The following is a 15,432-nucleotide window of genomic DNA, read 5'->3' as shown; positions in this document are numbered from 1 at the left end:
CACCGCTTCATGTCCTCGGAGCCATCGATGTCTGCGAAGTACGACAGCAAGCGCACAAAGACGGATGGCCTCATCGAAGAGGGCACGTTCAATCCCACCCCGAGAAGGTGCGCGATCCAAAGTTTCGGGGCAGCGAGTTCTTCGATCCGCACGACGCCGTGCAGGTCAAATACGAGATGCTGCGTCGCGTCTCCATCGACAAGGTGTCGGTGACGGAGGCCTCCGACGAGTACGGTGTTTCCAGGCCAACCTACTACCAGGCCAAGGTGAACTTCGATATGGCCGGCATTGCCGGACTGGTGCCGACGAAGCCGGGGCCCCGCGGTCCCCACAAGATCGACGACAAAGTCCTGGCATTTCTGCAGGCGCAGCTCGCCCCAGGAGAACCCGTTCGCGCCCGGGAACTGGCCAAGCTGCTCCGCCAGGAACTCGATATCGAGCTTCATCCCAGATCGATCGAGCGGGTTCTAAAAAAGCGGCACGTAAACATTGCCGCGACGGCGGCATGCCCGATCCAACCGTCGACCATCGCGTCCCAGTACGAGGTATTGCGCAAGGCAGCCCTCGGCGCAGCGCTGCCGCTTATGGCCCGTAGCGGCCTGATGCTCTTTCTGCGCCGGGGGATGTGGGGATGGGTTCAGGCGCTGACCGCAGCAGCAAGCACTCCGCGAGAGCAGAATTACCCATCGTCATTTGCTTGTCCGCTGCACGGCGGACACAGCGCCGTCGTTCACGTCCTTGCGACAATCGCCATGAGCACCAACGATCGGAGGTCACCATGAATGTACATCTCAAAGTCCAGCCTCATCACCTCGAACGCGGCGCCTACCTCTACATCCGCCAGTCTTCCATGCGGCAAGTCGTTGAGAACGTTGAGAGCGCCAGGCGGCAATATGCGCTTCGGGGACGCGCTGTCGCCCTCGGCTGGCGCGACGAGCAGATTATCGTCATCGACAACGATCAAGGAGAGTCCGGTGCATCGGCGGCGTGGCGCGAGGGGTTTCAGCGGCTGGTCAGCGATGTCGGCATGGGGCATGCCGGGATCGTCATGGGCCTGGAGGTCTCCCGTCTGGCGCGCAACAATGCCGACTGGCAGCGTCTGCTGGAGATCTGTGCCCTTGCCGACACCCTGATCCTCGACGAGGACGGCGTCTATGATCCGGCAAGTTTCAACGACCGGCTCCTGCTCGGCCTGAAGGGAACAATGAGTGAGGCCGAGCTGCATGTGATCAAAGCCCGGCTGCGCGGCGGCATTCTCAATAAGGTGCGGCGCGGCGAGTTTCGTTGCCTCCTACCGACCGGGCTGGTCTATGACCATTTCGGCAATGTGACTCTTGATCCAGACATGCAAGTCAGAGAAACGATCATTCATTTCTTTGAGATGTTCTCTCGCCTCGGGTCCGCCTCCCAGACCGTCAAGGTCTTTCGCAATGAAGGCCTATTGTTTCCATCGCGCCTACACAACGGCGGCACGCTATTTCGGCCGCTGACCGCATCGACGGCGATGCGTGTCCTGAACAATCCGCGCTACGCTGGCGCCTATACCTATGGCCGACGACAGTTTCGACGCACCATCGACGGCAAAAAGACTCTGCGTGCGCGCGACATTGATGACTGGCCGGCCTGCATTCCCGATGCTCATCCCGGCTATATCAGCTGGGAGCGACATCAGGAGAATCTGAAGATCCTCAAGGCGAATGGCCGTGGATTTGAAGCGGCACGAGCTTCAATCCCAAGGGAGGGACCGGCACTGCTGCAAGGCCGGGCCGTGTGTGGGCAGTGCGGCAGCCATCTTAGGGTTCGCTATGCGGCGCGACGTGGCCGGCAGGAAGCCTGGTACATTTGTAATCGTGCCCGCATTTATCGTGCGGAGCCTATGTGTCAGTCGATCGCTGGGCCTCCCGTCGATGAAGCCATCGGTATGCTGATTGCCGAGCAGATGACGCCGGCGGCCGTCGAACTCGCTCTCGAAGTCCGCAAGGAGATCCAAGCCCGGCATGAAGAAGCAGACCGGCTGCGCTGTCGCGCAATCGAACGCGCCCAAACGGAAGCCGAGCTCGCTCAGCGCCGCTTCATGCTTGTCGATCCTAGTAACCGCCTCGTCGCCGACACGCTCGAAGGTGAATGGAACGAGAAGCTTCGCACGCTGGCCAGTGCCCGCGAAGAGCGCGAACGTGGCCGAGCACGATCAATTCATCCTCGATAAAGCTGTCCACGAACGGTTAGTCGCGATGACGGCCGACTTCAACCAGCTCTGGAAAGATCCGGATACCCCAAGCCGCGAACGCAAGCGATTGCTGGCCCACATCATTGAGGATGTCACTCTCTTAAAGTTGCCAGCGGAAGGAACCACTAAGCTTCACGTTCGCTTCAAGGGCGGCAAAATCCAGACGCTCACCACCATGAACCCAAAATCCTCTCCTCAGCAGATCAAGACAAAGCCCAGCATCATTGAACTGGTCGATAGGCTTCTCGACGATTACATTTATCCCGAGATCGCCGAGATTCTAAACGAGCAGGGGCATCGCCCAGGTGGAACCGCACGTCGCGGCTGCCAGGACGCCCGCTTTACACCCCTCAAAGTCGCCTATCTCATCCACGAATATAAGCTGCGATCACGATATGATCGACTGCGACAGCGGGGAATGCTGACAAGACAGGAAGCGGCAGTGCATCTCAATATCAGCGAGCAAACCGTCGCCAGATGGGCCAAATTTGGCCTCATCACCAGACATGCCTATAACGGGCACTATAGCCTGTACGAAATCGCCGATGGAGACCTGCCGCAAAAGCAATGCAGTCGATGGAATCCACTCGAAGATCGCGCTGCTGCGTATCGACAAATGCAAACCGAGCCAAGAACATCAACTGGCGAGGAAAGAGGTGTAGTATGAACGCCGATCGTTATAATAGAGGCAAAATCCCTGGCCGTCCCACCACAAAAGCTTGATCCGATCAGCACGCTTTCCCCTGAATCCAAAGATCGCGCCAGAGCCCGGCGCTTCCTTGATCGCCTGCTCCACCAGCGCCGATAAACCGTCGATCCCACGGCGCATGTCGGTCGCCCCGCAAGCCAGATAGACCCGCACATTTCCAGAAGGCCCGATCATGCCGCCTCCACGCAGGCGATCAAGGATGCCAGCGTCCTTCGCTCGATGTCTGTCGGAACTTTCAAACCGCGACCGTTTCGGAGCAAGATCTTGATAAACACCGGCGCCGGCCGAACGGCAGGCTTCTGCTCGAGACCTACGTCGTCCACGAGCTGTACCGGAAGGAACGATGGCGACGCACTAAAGTGGCTAATTGTCTTTCGCCATAAACGGATCTGACCTGGATGGAGGTCATAACGGCGAGCCACATCGCCAATGCGCGCACCAGGCTGATCCGCTTCTGCCAATATCTCCAGCTTAGCCTCTTTCGACCATCGCCGCCTACGCTCAACGCCGGATATAATCTCCATGCGAGCCATGCCAACCTCTCAGATCTGGTATTAATGTCAGCACTAATGCTGGTTCTAATGCCAGAACATCGCCTAACTGGCTCGTTCAGCAAAATCCGTTCACCGAACGCTCACAGGCGATAGCGGTGTCCGGCTTCTGCGCCAAAGCCCACAGGATGAAGATGAAGAAGCCGAAGACCATTGCGACAGCCGCACACCCGCCGGGCAGTTTGAAGGTGGATTTTTCGTGCAAGTCAGGCCGCTTGCGGCGATATTGCAGGTAAGATGCAAGGATGATCGACCAAATAAAGATGATAAGCACCGCAGAAACCGTCGTGACGATCGTGAAAGCCTCCATGACATTATCTCCGGAATAAAGCAGTCCGATGCCCGCCAGCAGAAAGACGCACGAGAAGAACAGTGCATTTACCGGCACTTTCCTTCGGTTCAACTTGCCGAATAGGCCCGGCGCCAGCCGGAGGGTCGCAAGTCCGTAGACCATGCGCGATGTTGAATATATGCCTGAGTTGGCACTTGATGTCGCCGAGGTCAGTACGACGAAATTCACCACATGGGCAGCAATACCAAGTCCAGCAAGCGAAAACATAGCGACAAACGGGCTCGAATTCGGATCGACTTCATTCCATGGGATGACCGTAAGGATGACGAACAGGGCACCGAGATAGAAGAGTGCCACGCGCACCGGAATCGAGTTGATTGCCTTTGGCAGGTTGCGGGCCGAGTCTTTGGTCTCTGCCGCGGTCATTCCAACGAGTTCGACACCTGCAAAGGCAAACACGGCAATTTGGAAACCGGCAACGAAACCGTGGAAGCCATTCGGAAAGAAGCCGCCATGCAGCCACAGATGCGAGACCGATGCCGTGCTTCCATTGGGCAGTGTGAAGCCTTTGGAAAGCATGTAAACACCGGTAAGGATGAGTGACACGATAGTGAAAATCTTGATGAGCGCAAACCAGAATTCGATTTCACCGAAATTGCGCACCGTCGGCAGGTTGAGGGCGAGAAGCGTGAATATTAGGCCAAGCGCCGGTACCCAGAGTGCAATGTCTGGGAGCCAAAATGACACGTAGCTCGACACGGCGACAACGTCGGCCACCCCGGTTACAATCCAGGAGAGCCAGTACGTCCAGCCGGTGAAAAACTGCGCCCAGGGCCCGAGATAATCCCCGGCGAAATCCGCGAACGAACGATATTCCGAATTGGATAGCAGGATTTCTCCGAGCGCACGCATGACAAAGAAAAGCATGAAGCCAATGATCGCGTAGACGAGCAAGATCGAAGGCCCGGCGAGCGAAATGGTCTTTCCGGATCCCATGAAAAGACCGGTGCCAATTGCGCCTCCGATGGCAATAAGCTGGAGGTGCCGGTTGGAAAGATGACGTGCAAGATGATCATCCCCTTTTCGATACGAATCTACGGAGTTCCGTGGTGCTATATTCATTGAGTACCTCTCGTCATTCATGATCGACGCGCTAATGATCGGCCAAACCTCACGGGCTCCAGCAGACAACTCTTCCCAAGTCAGGTAGCCCTTGGCACAGCTTGCGCCGGACGACTAAGGTCCGAGGTTCAGCACAGCATTAATCAGGCCAGGCGATGAAAACGCCAGGTTCTATACCCGCTTGAATGCCACAACGGCATTCGTGCCGCCCATGGCGAAGGCGTTGCTCAGTGCTACGTGCACCTTGCGCTCGCGCGGCCAATTGGGAGTAAAGTCGAGATCGCAAGCGGGATCGGGCTCGCGGTAATTGACCGTAGGCGGCACGACGCCTTCGCGCAGCGCCATCACACAGGCGATCATCTCGAGCGCGCTCGACGCACCGAGGCAATGCGCGTGCACGGATTTGGTTGAGGAGACGGATATCGAGTGGGCATGATGCCGGAAGACGCGTTTGATCGCTGCAGTTTCGATCTGATCGTTGGCTCTGGTACCAGTGCCATGCGCATTTAGATAATCCACGTCCTCAGCATTCAGCCCAGCATCAGAAAGGCAGGCGCGCATCGCGGCCACCGGCCCTTCGACGGCAGGTGCAACGATGTCGAACGCGTCGGCGGAAAGACCAGCGCCGGCGATTTCGGCAAGAATCGTGGCACCGCGCCGTGCCGCATGCTGATAGCTTTCCAATACCGCCATTGCCGCGCCCTCGCCTAATACCACGCCTTTTCTGTCGGCGGAGAAGGGTCGGCAGGTATCGGGCGCAAGTATGCGCAGCGCTTCCCAAGACTTCAGCACGCCCCACACAAGCGGGGCTTCGCTGCCGCCGGCCAGCATCACGTCGGCGCGGCCGAGCCTGATCTGATCCACTGCCGAGGCGATGGCATGGTTGGCCGAGGCACAGGCGGATGTGACGCCGAAAACCGGACCGCGCAAGCCAAGGCTCATGCTGACCTGAGCGGCGGCAGCACTCGGCATAACCTTGGGTGCAGTAAGGATGGCAGCCCGGCGAGCCCCATCTAAAAGAAGAGCGCGATAGTTTCCTTCGATCGCTTCCCCGCCGCAGACGCCAACACCCACCGTCGCACCGATGCGATAGGTGTTTCCTTCGTCAATGGAGAGTTCGGCATGTCTTGCAGCTTCGCGTGCGGCAATCACGGCAAGCAAGCTGAAGCGGTCCATTGAATTGGATTGCTTGGAATTTAGGCCATGCTCCGGTAGCGTCTTGATCTCGGCGCCGATCATGCCCTTCAACTCGTGAAGTTCTGCATTGGCGATTGGGCCAATAGCGGAACGTCCTTCGCGCATTGCTTCCCAGATCGAGGCGAGGTTGGTTCCGAGTCCGCATAGGCCGCCCATTCCAGTGATAACGACGCGCCTGTCCATTCAAGCCTCCCTTGCTCTCAAAGCGCGGACGGCTTCAATGAGATCACCGACAGTTTTAAGATTTGCCCAGGCGTCGGCGGTGTTAAACTCGATGCCGATGTCATAGGCTTGCTCTAGATCCCAGAGAATGTCCGCCAGCGTTATCGAATCGATACCGAGCAAGGTCAGCTCGGTCTCAGTCGTTATTTCGGCGTCGCTCAAGGATGGATCTCTGTCGGCGCCATACGCAGCAGCGTTTTTCTTGATCATGGCGATGACGTTATCTGCGATTTGATCTGCCATATTGTCTCCTCTCGATTTTTCTTACGACGCACAGGTTGCACTAGGGAGCGTGTCCCCTTCCCTCGGAATGGAAGGATTGCATTGGTCAAAAATGCTCTAGCGAGCGGCCCTGATCAGCCTCTCAGCAAGATTTGTCTGGCGAGCAATGATCTCAGATCCTTCATAGGAAAGGTGACCGCTATCTCGGTAAAGGAATTTGCCGCTAATCTCGGTTTTGCATTTTGTGCCATCGCAGAGAAAGTCGTGGTAAGAGACGACTTCTACGTCGGCCTTTAGCGCCACTTCGTTTAACAGCTCGAGGGTACGGGCGCGTCTGCGGCGGTATTCACTGACATCTATTTTGCAATCGCTATAGCGCCCAAGCATAAAGCTCCCCCTCGCCTTCCGCTCCAGGCAATCGCCAATGTCGAAGTTCCCGACTGGCGGAGGGGCAACCACAACCACGCGCTTCCCCAACGCGCGAACACCTTTGACGAGGGCCTTAATCCCCTCAACGGTTATATGCTGAGAGACTTCGGCATCGGTGAAAGTCTCACCGCTCCTCTTAAGCACCATAAAATCATTCGATACAGGCGTATCGAAAGGGCTTGAAATAGCCACGGTACTGATCTCCGGCCGATTTTTCAAAACGGCCAAAACACGATCATTGAAGTCAATGCAATCCTCGCCGAAGGCACGGGAAAAGGGTGACGCTAACTCCTTTGAAACAGCAGCAACGCCGATGGCGGGGAAGCATCCGCTCATTGTGAGCTGAGCTAGTCCGCCTTCGCCGATTGTTTTGGCTAAGCCGGGAACCAGCGCCATGGCAAATGAATCGCCCCAGACCAGCAATTCAGGTCTGTTTGTGGTTTGGCAGCTCTTCGGGACGTCCTGCGGAGGCGGACCGGGTTTGAAATCACACGCTCTCCCGAGACCGTAGTTGATGCGCCGGATGGTGGTAAAATCAAACCTGCTCTCAGTTGTGGCAATGGCAACAGAGGGCGATAAGGCGAGAAGAACCGATGCGGCCGCCAATCCTGAAACCAGCCGGAGGCGAGACATGACGTATCCCCGTCGGAATGGCTCCTCCACGAACGAGTAAAGCGCCCAGCTTCCAACGAATGAGAAAGCAACCCCCGCACAGATCGCAACCGTCGGAGGCTCCGCCAGCCAAACGGCTCTCACATAGACAAGCACGGGCCAGTGGATCAAATAAAGCGAGTAAGAGACGTCTCCGATCCTCCGCATGCCACGCACGACCGCGTTGTCCCAGCTAGGCGCGCGTAGGAGAGCCAGGGTGGCCAAGCAAATCAAAGCGGCATTCACGACGGGATGAGCGAAATCCATAGGGGCGAGGAGGAGAAGTGCGAGCGCGGGGAAACGCAACTTCACAAGCGCGGCAGACACCACGGGCCTCATGGGAAGCAATGCGCCAAGTGAACCAATGGCCATTTCCCAAGATCGGGTCGGCAGAAGATAAAACACGGCAGATGGGTTCTGGGCGACGAGATAAAAACATAGCGTCAGGCTGGCTGCAAGGGACGCCGCTATTCCGATAAGCCACCATCTCCTCGGCGCCAAAGCCAAGAAAAGAGGCAGCAGCAGGTAGTACTGTTCTTCGACGGAGAGCGACCAAAAATGCAGGAGGGGCATCGTTTCGGCGGCCGGGCCGAAATAGTCCACTTGGAGCCAAAGAACGATATTACTGGAAAATGTGAGCGCCCCTATGAGCTGATTGCGGAACTCCCGCAGCCCCACGTCCGAAAGCAAAAATGGCGCAGCGATCGCCGTAAGCGCAATGACGACGTAGGCCGCCGGCAATAGACGCTTCGCACGCCTATAGTAGAATTCCAAAAAGCTGAATCGCGACTGCTCCAGCTGCCTACTGATCAGATCGGTGATCAGAAAGCCCGAAATTACGAAAAAAATATCAACGCCAAGATAACCAGCTGCGAACGGCCCAATATGGGCGTGATAGAGAACAACCAGCAAAACAGCGAGCCCTCGTAGGGCTTGGATATCGGCTCGAAATTCTCGCGGCATCGGTAGGACCTAATGTAATTCTCAATTGATGGGATTGACCGATGACTTGGCCGAAAAGCGGCTGTTTAGTCGGGCGTCCCCAAGCAAGCCAGCGCTGGATCGGCTCTGATTTCATGAGCGCGCTGCGGCACTAGGTGCACTCGACATATTCGGCGCATGGGCAAGCCAGGCGCGTCACAGCTCCGGACCATTGCGATCGATCATCGAACCAGCAGGCCAATCGGACATTGATCGTCCAATCGGCAGAACGACGACAAGCGCGTCATCGATGCGTGTGGGCGGCTTATCGAGACGCGGCTCTTGTAAGGTGGACCGCACGCGAACGTCCGAAAAAACCGTCACAGGACCGTAACGGCCGAACCTCTCGATATGCCTTTGCAACTCTGGGCGAACCGTGCCGAAAGCAAACGGAACGGCGAGATCCTGGAGGGTCGGAAGCATGGCTCGGATTGAATGGCTCATTCCGAGTCTTTCAAGATTGGTGCGTATCCCGAACAATCCCAACTCAGCCACCGGCAGGTCAATTCCGTCAACTTTAATGAAGCGACGTAGCAGTCCCAGATGAGCGGCGATCCCGTCAGCGTCATAACCGATGAGGCGAAGCTCGGGTCTTGCTCCGGCCCAGCTTCGACTGCCCTCGAATGGTTTTGCATTAAAGGCCCCGGTTGGCCCGTAGGTCGCTCGAAAGAAGTTGGCGAGTTCGACATGATCGGCGAGTTCCAGCTCGCTTTCCCAGCATAGTCTCCACCGCATTTGAGAGCACATGCAAAGATCTCCTCTTCCGAGTTTTTTTGAAGCAGCTATGATGAAAGTCACCAGTTTGAGGGCGCCTAAAAGGCATTCGTCTGTCGTCCACTGCAGCCCTCATGCCCACTCGTGGCGCTAGGTTCCTGACTGTTGGGCTCTGCAACCAAATGCCTGTCCATTCGCGAACCGCTTGGCGACAGCCATCAAATGTACCTGATAGCGATGAAGCGATGTTCCTTTAATGGATCATAGCGCTCAATTCGTAAAATCGATTATTTGGATGTAATCCATCCAGGCGACAAATGGGTTGCATCCGGTGCGACTTAAACCCTTGTCGAACTCAATGCGCCAACGACCGGAGCGTCGCTTGCATTGTGAACACGAGAAAAATCGCTCACACTTAATTCGAATCATCATAGTGCTGGATGGCGATTGGTCAGCAGTACTGGCCATTTCGGGAATGGACGCGTAAAGCGCTCTTAAATAGATGGACGGGACGAAGAATGGAAGAATGCATTAGCATAGACAACCGGGGTGACTTTGGCATCTGGGCTATTGAGGTTGCCAAGCAGATTGTCGGCGAACAGGGTTTTGATCTGGCCAAAGCGGCGCGCGATGGAACCGAAGAAGCAGTCCGCGAAACAGGCAATGCGCTTGGACAGGCTATCACCAATGCGCTCATGGAAGTCTATGACGGCCTCCTTGAAGGCGCGCCAGACTAGGCCCTCGCAACATTAGCAATTCGCTCCGAAATGCCTCGCGAGCACAGCCTGCCGTTACGAATCATCTTCAGCAACGCTGATTGAGAACGTCGTCGGCTTGGTTTTCTTGTCCCCCGGATGAGCTTCGCTCGGCAGTGCTAGACAGCTTGGCAATGCGATCGCAATCGAAAGAGGCCTTAAGGCTAGCGGCGCGGGCTGTGATCCGCTCCGGTGTTCGCCGGCTGCGGCGCGGTTGATACCATCGACATCGATTGCTGATGAGTCGGAAGGGAATTGATCTCCGGCATCACTGTCATCATTACGCTCGATCGACCAGGTTGCCCTGTCATTACCACGTGGCAAGCAATGACAGGGCGGGTGCGCTGACGCGGATGGCATTGGTGCGCCAGCGACAGGGCACCCGGTCTATATCAGACAATCGGCGCGGGAGGAATCCTGTTCGCATAAAATGAAGATGGTCATAGCGGAACCATGCAATGATCCAAAAAATCATTGGTTTCGCTCAATGACGCGGGAGAGCGAGGCAGTTAACGAAAAAGCCCGGAGGCGCACCCCGACAAGCCGCCCACACGCTCTAATCATCTATCGCCCGAGAGATCATCTCGGCGAGATTGAATGGCCCACCACAGTTTGTTGCCGGCGAGGGCGGGGCTGCATACCCCTGATGCGCTTTCTCGTATGAGAAGGGCTTTCACCGTAATTTGCCTTGTACATCGCCGAGAACCGCCCGAAGTGAAGAAATCCCCATTTCAAGCAAATTTCTCTCGTTGTGTGCCCATTGGCCGGATCAAGTAAATCCACCCGCGCCGCCCGCAAGCGAAGCATCGCCAAATAAGCGGCCGGCGTGGTCTCCCGGAAGGCACGGAACCCGAGTTGCAATGCGCGTGTCGACACCCCAGCGGCTTTGGCGACCATCGGAATTCTGATCGGCTGGCTGATATTGGCTTCCATATATTCAATCGCGCGCCGGACATGCCTCGGGGCAATCATGTAGGGCTTCCTGTCGAGCAGGTGCGAAAGCTTGTGAGGGACAAGGCGTATTATCAAGTCGGCCAAAGCTTGCGTGATATGCGCCATTGCAATTGGGGATCGAACCGAGGGATCGCGCAAACCACGAATGACGGTCTCCGCGAGAGAGCCGATCATTTGACCCGCCGACGTCGACATTTCCAATTCAGGAAGAAGGCCCAATGATCCACTGAATGGCGTCTCGAAGGTCTGATCGAGCGTCTGCAGAATAACATTCCAGTCGAGCAAAAGTTCGTCAATGATGTTCGATCGGCCGTACATCATGACGCTCTCTGGCTCAAGATTGTTGTATAAGAGCAACTTACCATGTCGAGCGGTGGCTTCGCGCGAGCCGTAAGTCACTCCCATGCCGCCGCTACGCGGTAGCACAATCGACAAATGCTCCACTGCGTTGATGGTAGGCTCAATCTGAAACTCAAACTCGTGTTGATGAAAACCCTTGATCACAGTGGCACAGTCGCAGGTCGAAAAATCAAGACTCCATTGGAAGTCATCGACGGGGCTGACAAGCTCGGCTTTATACTCGCCAAAGGCAGTACCGAGTGTTTCGATCATGCCATCAAATGACGATCCATCACGCCTAAATGTCAAATGTGGGTTGCTGCTTTGCGACATCCGATACGCCTGTTCGTGATTACAATTGGGATACTGCATTCTTCGAGCGCTAATTTGCGGTTAGTCGCCACGGAAATGAATCCGGCTCATACGCCCGTGAGGCCTCAGGGGAGTCCGTCGGCAGTTCGTCGTCATAAAAGACCGATCCGCTCAACAATCTTATGGCGGCACCCACTCGAAGACGCTCAACTTCATTTCCCCTAAGTGTCACGTTCGCGACACATGGAAGGGCTTGCTATGCGGTGCGCCTCCTGGAGAATTATCTCACGCATCCAGGTGCTCGCCGCATCGTTTTCATGGGAGGTTGGCCACTGGATGCCCTCGGTGAACGCTGGAAGAGGTATTGGACTTTCCACAATCCGCAAGGGCATAGATGGTGCGAGATGCTTCACCAGTCGCAGAGGCATAATCGCGAGTCTTTCGGTGCCCAACAGCGCTGCCGGCACCATCCCAAAGCTCTGAACGGCGACTTCGATACGCCTTTTGACACCTCGTTCCGATAGATAAAAGTCCTCAAGCGATTGCTGTTGGCCAACCCCAGACTTAGCCGTGACGTGGCCCATCGACATATAGTCTCTGACTGTAAGATGACGAGATAGCTTCGTATTCGTCGTACAGCCAACAGACACTAACTTTTCGTCGAACAGCTTCGCTCTCGGATGTGCGCTTGACATGAACAATTCCGGAAGAATCAGAAAATCGGCTTTGCCCCGCCGCAGAAGCTGGTCCGGGTTGTCTGGGAGGGGAATCAACTCGAAACTGACTGCGGGAGCTTCCCGTGCCAGCCGCTTTATGATTTTCCGGAAGAACACGGTCGTCATGAAATCACAAAGCGCAATCGTGAAGTGTCGCTCCGGTTCGTCTAATGCGAAGCTGTCGCCAGAAATAATGTTGAGTTGAATGTGCTGTAGTGTCTCTCGAACCGCGGAGGCGAGGCTTTCCGCACGTGGCGTCAGAATAAGTTTTCGGTTCCGCATCGTAAACAGGTCATCGCCGAAATAGTCGCGCAGCCGGCGGACGGCGGCGCTCATTGCAGGCTGACTGAGATTGATGCTGCACGCCGCTGCCGAAACGTTACGCTCAGTCGTCAAAGCGTCCAATGCGACGAGAAGATTAAGGTCAAGACCCTTGAAACGCATACCGATTTAGCCTCAGAATTATCGTGAGGGTTGAAAAGAACAGTAGTGTTCCGATGTTTGCGGGGCAGATCTGACGTCGTGAAGTTGCAAAGCAAGATCAATCAGCATCGCAAAGACCATTGGGTGCGTAATCCGGATATATTAGGATTGAATCGACTAGTTTTGATTGTAGGTAACCTGACATTTTGGACATTATGACCTGCCGCCCGCCGTTGCGCGTTTCACAGTCTTCAGGCGTTGGTTTTGGTTCCATCCGGCGGTTGCCCTAAGGCACATTGCTGGTGTCGCGGATGGTTTCAACGTCCAACTGGACGCGTGTCAGATGCTCGACAGTGACGGGACCGAACTCACACATCGTTAAGCCCGAAAGGCGAACTTGCGTGGAACGCGGCTTTGAACGAGCTACTGGAACGGCACCGTGCTTCAAAAGGGATTCAGGCGTGCCGTGCCTCATGACATGCGACGTGTCTTGCTCGGTCGGGTTCAGCGTGCGTACCAGCAAAATCGCGCAGCAACGGGACGCGCCCGGCCGGCCGGTCGCTAAATTGTCAGTTGTTTAAAGAAAAGCTGAATTGGCTTGCTCTCCCTTCGGGCCGTCGCGATTTTGCAAAGTTCATTTGCACTCCGCGAACATGTGGGAAGAACCCGCGGCCTTCAGAACTCGCTTTCAGGAACTCGACATATCGCAGTGCCTGCACGAAAAGCCATATTCGGTTGCTTGAGTGGAGTCCCCAGCCGCAGAAACCCAATTGAGGGGCTGCGAGCAGCGAACTCCGGACAAGCCAAAACGCTGCACCTGATACGGGGGTAAGGCTTCGTGGCAAATCATGCAATCAGACGAATGTGAAATCCCACCCTGTCAGATGCATATTGGCAAGATCAGCCACAGCCTGCACACCAGGCAGATGAACCAATGTTTCCACGCTGTTTTCCGAGGTGACATAGGCCAGATTTGCAGTGTGCATCTTATTGTCGTGGTAGACAAGGATGTCGCCGGCAGCCTCGTCTGAAATCGCGCGTGCGACGGCAGTGCCATCGGCGAAACGCCGGTCAGTGATCACCACGCGTGCTCGCCGTTTGCACCCGAGGCCTTGCCGCTATAGAAGGTGTCCACCGGAAAGCCCGACTGAACGCTCGCGTGATTGACGAAATTTGCGCCGAAGCCGTCGTTGTAAAGGTCCATCGCGTCGAAGGCGAGAGTATCCTGCGCCGGATCGAAATCGAGGATGGTGGAGATGTCCGGGTCTAGTCCCTGTTTCGGGAACACCCCTGGCATCGGATTGTGGTCCCCGGGCTGAGGATTGTGGAACTGGAAGACGAACGTGTCGCGCCCCTCGCCCCCTTTCAGCCAATCCCTGCCGTCACCGACGAAGAGAACATCATCGCCTTTTCCGCCGGAGAGATAGTCGTTGTCCTCACCGAAAATCGGGGGTTTATCACGGCCGTTGTCGCCGGAGAGATAGTCGTTGCCGTCTTCGCCGTGGACCTGATCATTGCCCGCGCGCCCTAAGATCCGGTCATTACCCTCGCCGCCGAAGGCTCGGTCATTGCCTGATCGAGAGTCGATCCAGTCGTTGCCCCCGTGATCAATGATCACATCGTCTCCATTGCTGCCAAAGAGGCTATCGGCGTTCTCGCTACCTCGGAAAAATTTTTCCATCGCAAATACTCCTTGTGATGCGGCGCAATAAAACGCCAGGTGGCGCCTACCTATTTCTATTCGGACATTGGGCATAATTGATTGTTTCGATGGGTTGCATCCATGTCACCGATGGATTGCTGCGCACTTCGTTCTCGAACGTTAATTCCGCATTTGCCGCGCTTTGTGTTGAAAGAGCTCATTGCTCAAAAGCAGCCCTGCTTGCTGAGATCCGCCGCGGCAGGGCCTTTGCTGGATCGGCAATTCTGACGAGGGACGCGGTGTTTAAAACGCAAATTGATGGCGTGGATGCGTGTTATCCAAACAATCGATTTTACGAATTGACGGCCATGCTGCATCAGGCGGGCTATCGAGTGACGAAAATAAGGGGCGTCGACCGCACACGGGGATGCTGAAAGCAATCAAAAGCAGTCAAGAGAAGCCCTGCCGAGAACCTGCTCGTGCAACTAAAAACCGGAGATGAAGCATGCGTCTTACACTTGCTGCCGCGGCAGTACTTTCCACTTTATCTTTGCAGCAAGCCGTCGCTGGGACTGTAAACTGCGCGCCGATCACCGAGCAGCAGGTAGCTGAATTGTTCGACCGCTGGAATGCGTCCCTCAGAACGCTCGATTCCGAAAAAGTTGCTGCGAACTATGCGGAAAATGCGATCCTGCTACCGACGCTGTCGAACACACCGCGCCTGACGCACGAGCAGCGAGCCGCATACTTCGACCACTTTCTCAAAAAGCGGCCGCAAGGATCGATCGATCTGCGCGTGATTAGGGTCGGATGTAACATGGCAACAGACAGCGGCATTTACACCTTTTCATTCGCCGACGGCACCAAAATTCCCGCGCGTTACACCTACACATATGAATTCATGGACGGAAAATGGATGATTACAGCCCATCACTCCTCAGCAATGCCTGAGACCTAGGGTTGGCGACAGCTAC

The 15,432-nt window shown here is 55.9% G+C and carries 16 protein-coding genes and 1 pseudogene; 6 read left to right on the top strand and 11 right to left on the bottom strand.

Features of this window, described 5'->3' with window-relative positions:
* Positions 1–107: 107 nt before the first annotated feature.
* Genes QA648_RS32905 through QA648_RS32895 form a run of 3 tightly spaced genes read left to right on the top strand, consistent with a single transcriptional unit; the run spans position 108 to position 2,894 of the window.
* Positions 108–782, top strand: coding sequence for a helix-turn-helix domain-containing protein (locus QA648_RS32905; protein WP_283054452.1), 675 nt, complete (start codon positions 108–110; stop codon positions 780–782).
* Entirely contained in the window at positions 779–2,206 is a 1,428-nt protein-coding gene (locus QA648_RS32900; protein ID WP_283054664.1) for a recombinase family protein, read from the top strand. Before QA648_RS32905 ends, QA648_RS32900 begins: the two co-directional genes overlap by 4 nt.
* The gene (locus QA648_RS32895; protein WP_283054663.1) at positions 2,175–2,894 is read left to right on the top strand and encodes a hypothetical protein; all 720 of its coding nucleotides are present in this window, start codon (positions 2,175–2,177) and stop codon (positions 2,892–2,894) included. The genes QA648_RS32900 and QA648_RS32895 overlap by 32 nt, the downstream gene beginning before the upstream one ends.
* Here the strand turns inward: QA648_RS32895 and tnpB are convergent.
* The 7 genes and pseudogenes from tnpB to QA648_RS32860 all read right to left on the bottom strand — a co-directional run bounded on the left by tnpB (position 2,865) and on the right by QA648_RS32860 (position 9,350).
* Positions 2,865–3,110, bottom strand: a complete 246-nt coding sequence (tnpB, locus tag QA648_RS32890; protein ID WP_283053782.1) for an IS66 family insertion sequence element accessory protein TnpB — start codon at positions 3,108–3,110, stop codon at positions 2,865–2,867. The genes QA648_RS32895 and tnpB overlap by 30 nt on opposite strands.
* Positions 3,107–3,469: a transposase gene (locus QA648_RS32885; RefSeq protein ID WP_283054662.1), complete on the bottom strand. Its 363-nt coding sequence runs from the start codon at positions 3,467–3,469 to the stop codon at positions 3,107–3,109. The genes tnpB and QA648_RS32885 overlap by 4 nt, the downstream gene beginning before the upstream one ends.
* A 115-nt stretch (positions 3,470–3,584) precedes the next feature.
* Positions 3,585–4,901, bottom strand: a pseudogene (locus QA648_RS32880) (amino acid permease); the annotation flags it as partial.
* A gap of 171 nt (positions 4,902–5,072) precedes the next feature.
* Positions 5,073–6,281 (bottom strand): beta-ketoacyl-[acyl-carrier-protein] synthase family protein, encoded by a 1,209-nt coding sequence (locus tag QA648_RS32875; protein WP_283054661.1) that lies wholly within the window; start codon positions 6,279–6,281, stop codon positions 5,073–5,075.
* Positions 6,282–6,563, bottom strand: a complete 282-nt coding sequence (locus QA648_RS32870) for an acyl carrier protein (RefSeq protein WP_283054660.1) — start codon at positions 6,561–6,563, stop codon at positions 6,282–6,284. It lies immediately after the preceding gene.
* A gap of 96 nt (positions 6,564–6,659) precedes the next feature.
* Entirely contained in the window at positions 6,660–8,585 is a 1,926-nt protein-coding gene (locus QA648_RS32865) for an acyltransferase family protein (protein ID WP_283054659.1), read from the bottom strand.
* 174 nt (positions 8,586–8,759) lie between these two features.
* Entirely contained in the window at positions 8,760–9,350 is a 591-nt protein-coding gene (locus QA648_RS32860) for a NodA family N-acyltransferase (RefSeq protein WP_283054658.1), read from the bottom strand.
* A gap of 485 nt (positions 9,351–9,835) precedes the next feature.
* On the opposite strand from QA648_RS32860, the gene QA648_RS32855 reads away from it, so the two are divergent.
* Complete coding sequence (locus QA648_RS32855) at positions 9,836–10,054, top strand: hypothetical protein (protein WP_283054748.1); 219 nt, start codon at positions 9,836–9,838, stop codon at positions 10,052–10,054.
* 597 nt (positions 10,055–10,651) lie between these two features.
* Here the strand turns inward: QA648_RS32855 and QA648_RS32850 are convergent.
* The 4 genes from QA648_RS32850 to QA648_RS32840 form a co-directional block, all read right to left on the bottom strand.
* The gene (locus QA648_RS32850; protein ID WP_283054657.1) at positions 10,652–11,698 is read right to left on the bottom strand and encodes an AraC family transcriptional regulator; all 1,047 of its coding nucleotides are present in this window, start codon (positions 11,696–11,698) and stop codon (positions 10,652–10,654) included.
* Between the two features lie 200 nt (positions 11,699–11,898).
* The gene (locus tag QA648_RS32845) at positions 11,899–12,837 is read right to left on the bottom strand and encodes a LysR family transcriptional regulator (protein WP_283054656.1); all 939 of its coding nucleotides are present in this window, start codon (positions 12,835–12,837) and stop codon (positions 11,899–11,901) included.
* Positions 12,838–13,670: 833 nt separating this feature from the next.
* Positions 13,671–13,901, bottom strand: coding sequence for a hypothetical protein (locus tag QA648_RS37090; protein WP_349254337.1), 231 nt, complete (start codon positions 13,899–13,901; stop codon positions 13,671–13,673).
* A complete protein-coding gene (locus QA648_RS32840; protein WP_349254336.1) occupies positions 13,895–14,497 on the bottom strand; it encodes a calcium-binding protein in 603 nt (200 codons plus the stop codon). Before QA648_RS32840 ends, QA648_RS37090 begins: the two co-directional genes overlap by 7 nt.
* A gap of 77 nt (positions 14,498–14,574) precedes the next feature.
* Between QA648_RS32840 and QA648_RS32835 the strand changes: the two genes are divergently transcribed.
* Positions 14,575–14,892 carry a hypothetical protein gene (locus QA648_RS32835; protein ID WP_283054655.1) on the top strand — a complete coding sequence of 106 codons (318 nt, stop codon included), beginning with the start codon at positions 14,575–14,577 and terminating at the stop codon, positions 14,890–14,892.
* A gap of 71 nt (positions 14,893–14,963) precedes the next feature.
* A complete protein-coding gene (locus QA648_RS32830; protein WP_283054654.1) occupies positions 14,964–15,416 on the top strand; it encodes an SgcJ/EcaC family oxidoreductase in 453 nt (150 codons plus the stop codon).
* Positions 15,417–15,432: the final 16 nt, after the last annotated feature.

It is taken from the genome of Rhizobium sp. CB3171, assembly GCF_029714265.1.
Lineage (GTDB): Bacteria > Pseudomonadota > Alphaproteobacteria > Rhizobiales > Rhizobiaceae > Rhizobium.
The sequence above is the reverse complement of the archived record's forward strand: the minus strand, read 5'-3'. Positions and strand labels throughout refer to the sequence as shown.

Coding starts and splice junctions, on each gene's coding strand:
- QA648_RS32830 (WP_283054654.1), top strand. CDS start 14,964: ATGCGTCTTACACTTGCTGCCGCGGCAGTACTTTCCACTTTATCTTTG.
- QA648_RS32885 (WP_283054662.1), bottom strand. CDS start 3,469: ATGGCTCGCATGGAGATTATATCCGGCGTTGAGCGTAGGCGGCGATGG.
- QA648_RS32840 (WP_349254336.1), bottom strand. CDS start 14,497: ATGGAAAAATTTTTCCGAGGTAGCGAGAACGCCGATAGCCTCTTTGGC.
- QA648_RS32860 (WP_283054658.1), bottom strand. CDS start 9,350: ATGTGCTCTCAAATGCGGTGGAGACTATGCTGGGAAAGCGAGCTGGAA.
- QA648_RS32850 (WP_283054657.1), bottom strand. CDS start 11,698: ATGTCGCAAAGCAGCAACCCACATTTGACATTTAGGCGTGATGGATCG.
- QA648_RS32855 (WP_283054748.1), top strand. CDS start 9,836: ATGGAAGAATGCATTAGCATAGACAACCGGGGTGACTTTGGCATCTGG.
- tnpB (WP_283053782.1), bottom strand. CDS start 3,110: ATGATCGGGCCTTCTGGAAATGTGCGGGTCTATCTGGCTTGCGGGGCG.
- QA648_RS32865 (WP_283054659.1), bottom strand. CDS start 8,585: ATGCCGCGAGAATTTCGAGCCGATATCCAAGCCCTACGAGGGCTCGCT.
- QA648_RS32900 (WP_283054664.1), top strand. CDS start 779: ATGAATGTACATCTCAAAGTCCAGCCTCATCACCTCGAACGCGGCGCC.
- QA648_RS32870 (WP_283054660.1), bottom strand. CDS start 6,563: ATGGCAGATCAAATCGCAGATAACGTCATCGCCATGATCAAGAAAAAC.
- QA648_RS32845 (WP_283054656.1), bottom strand. CDS start 12,837: ATGCGTTTCAAGGGTCTTGACCTTAATCTTCTCGTCGCATTGGACGCT.
- QA648_RS32875 (WP_283054661.1), bottom strand. CDS start 6,281: ATGGACAGGCGCGTCGTTATCACTGGAATGGGCGGCCTATGCGGACTC.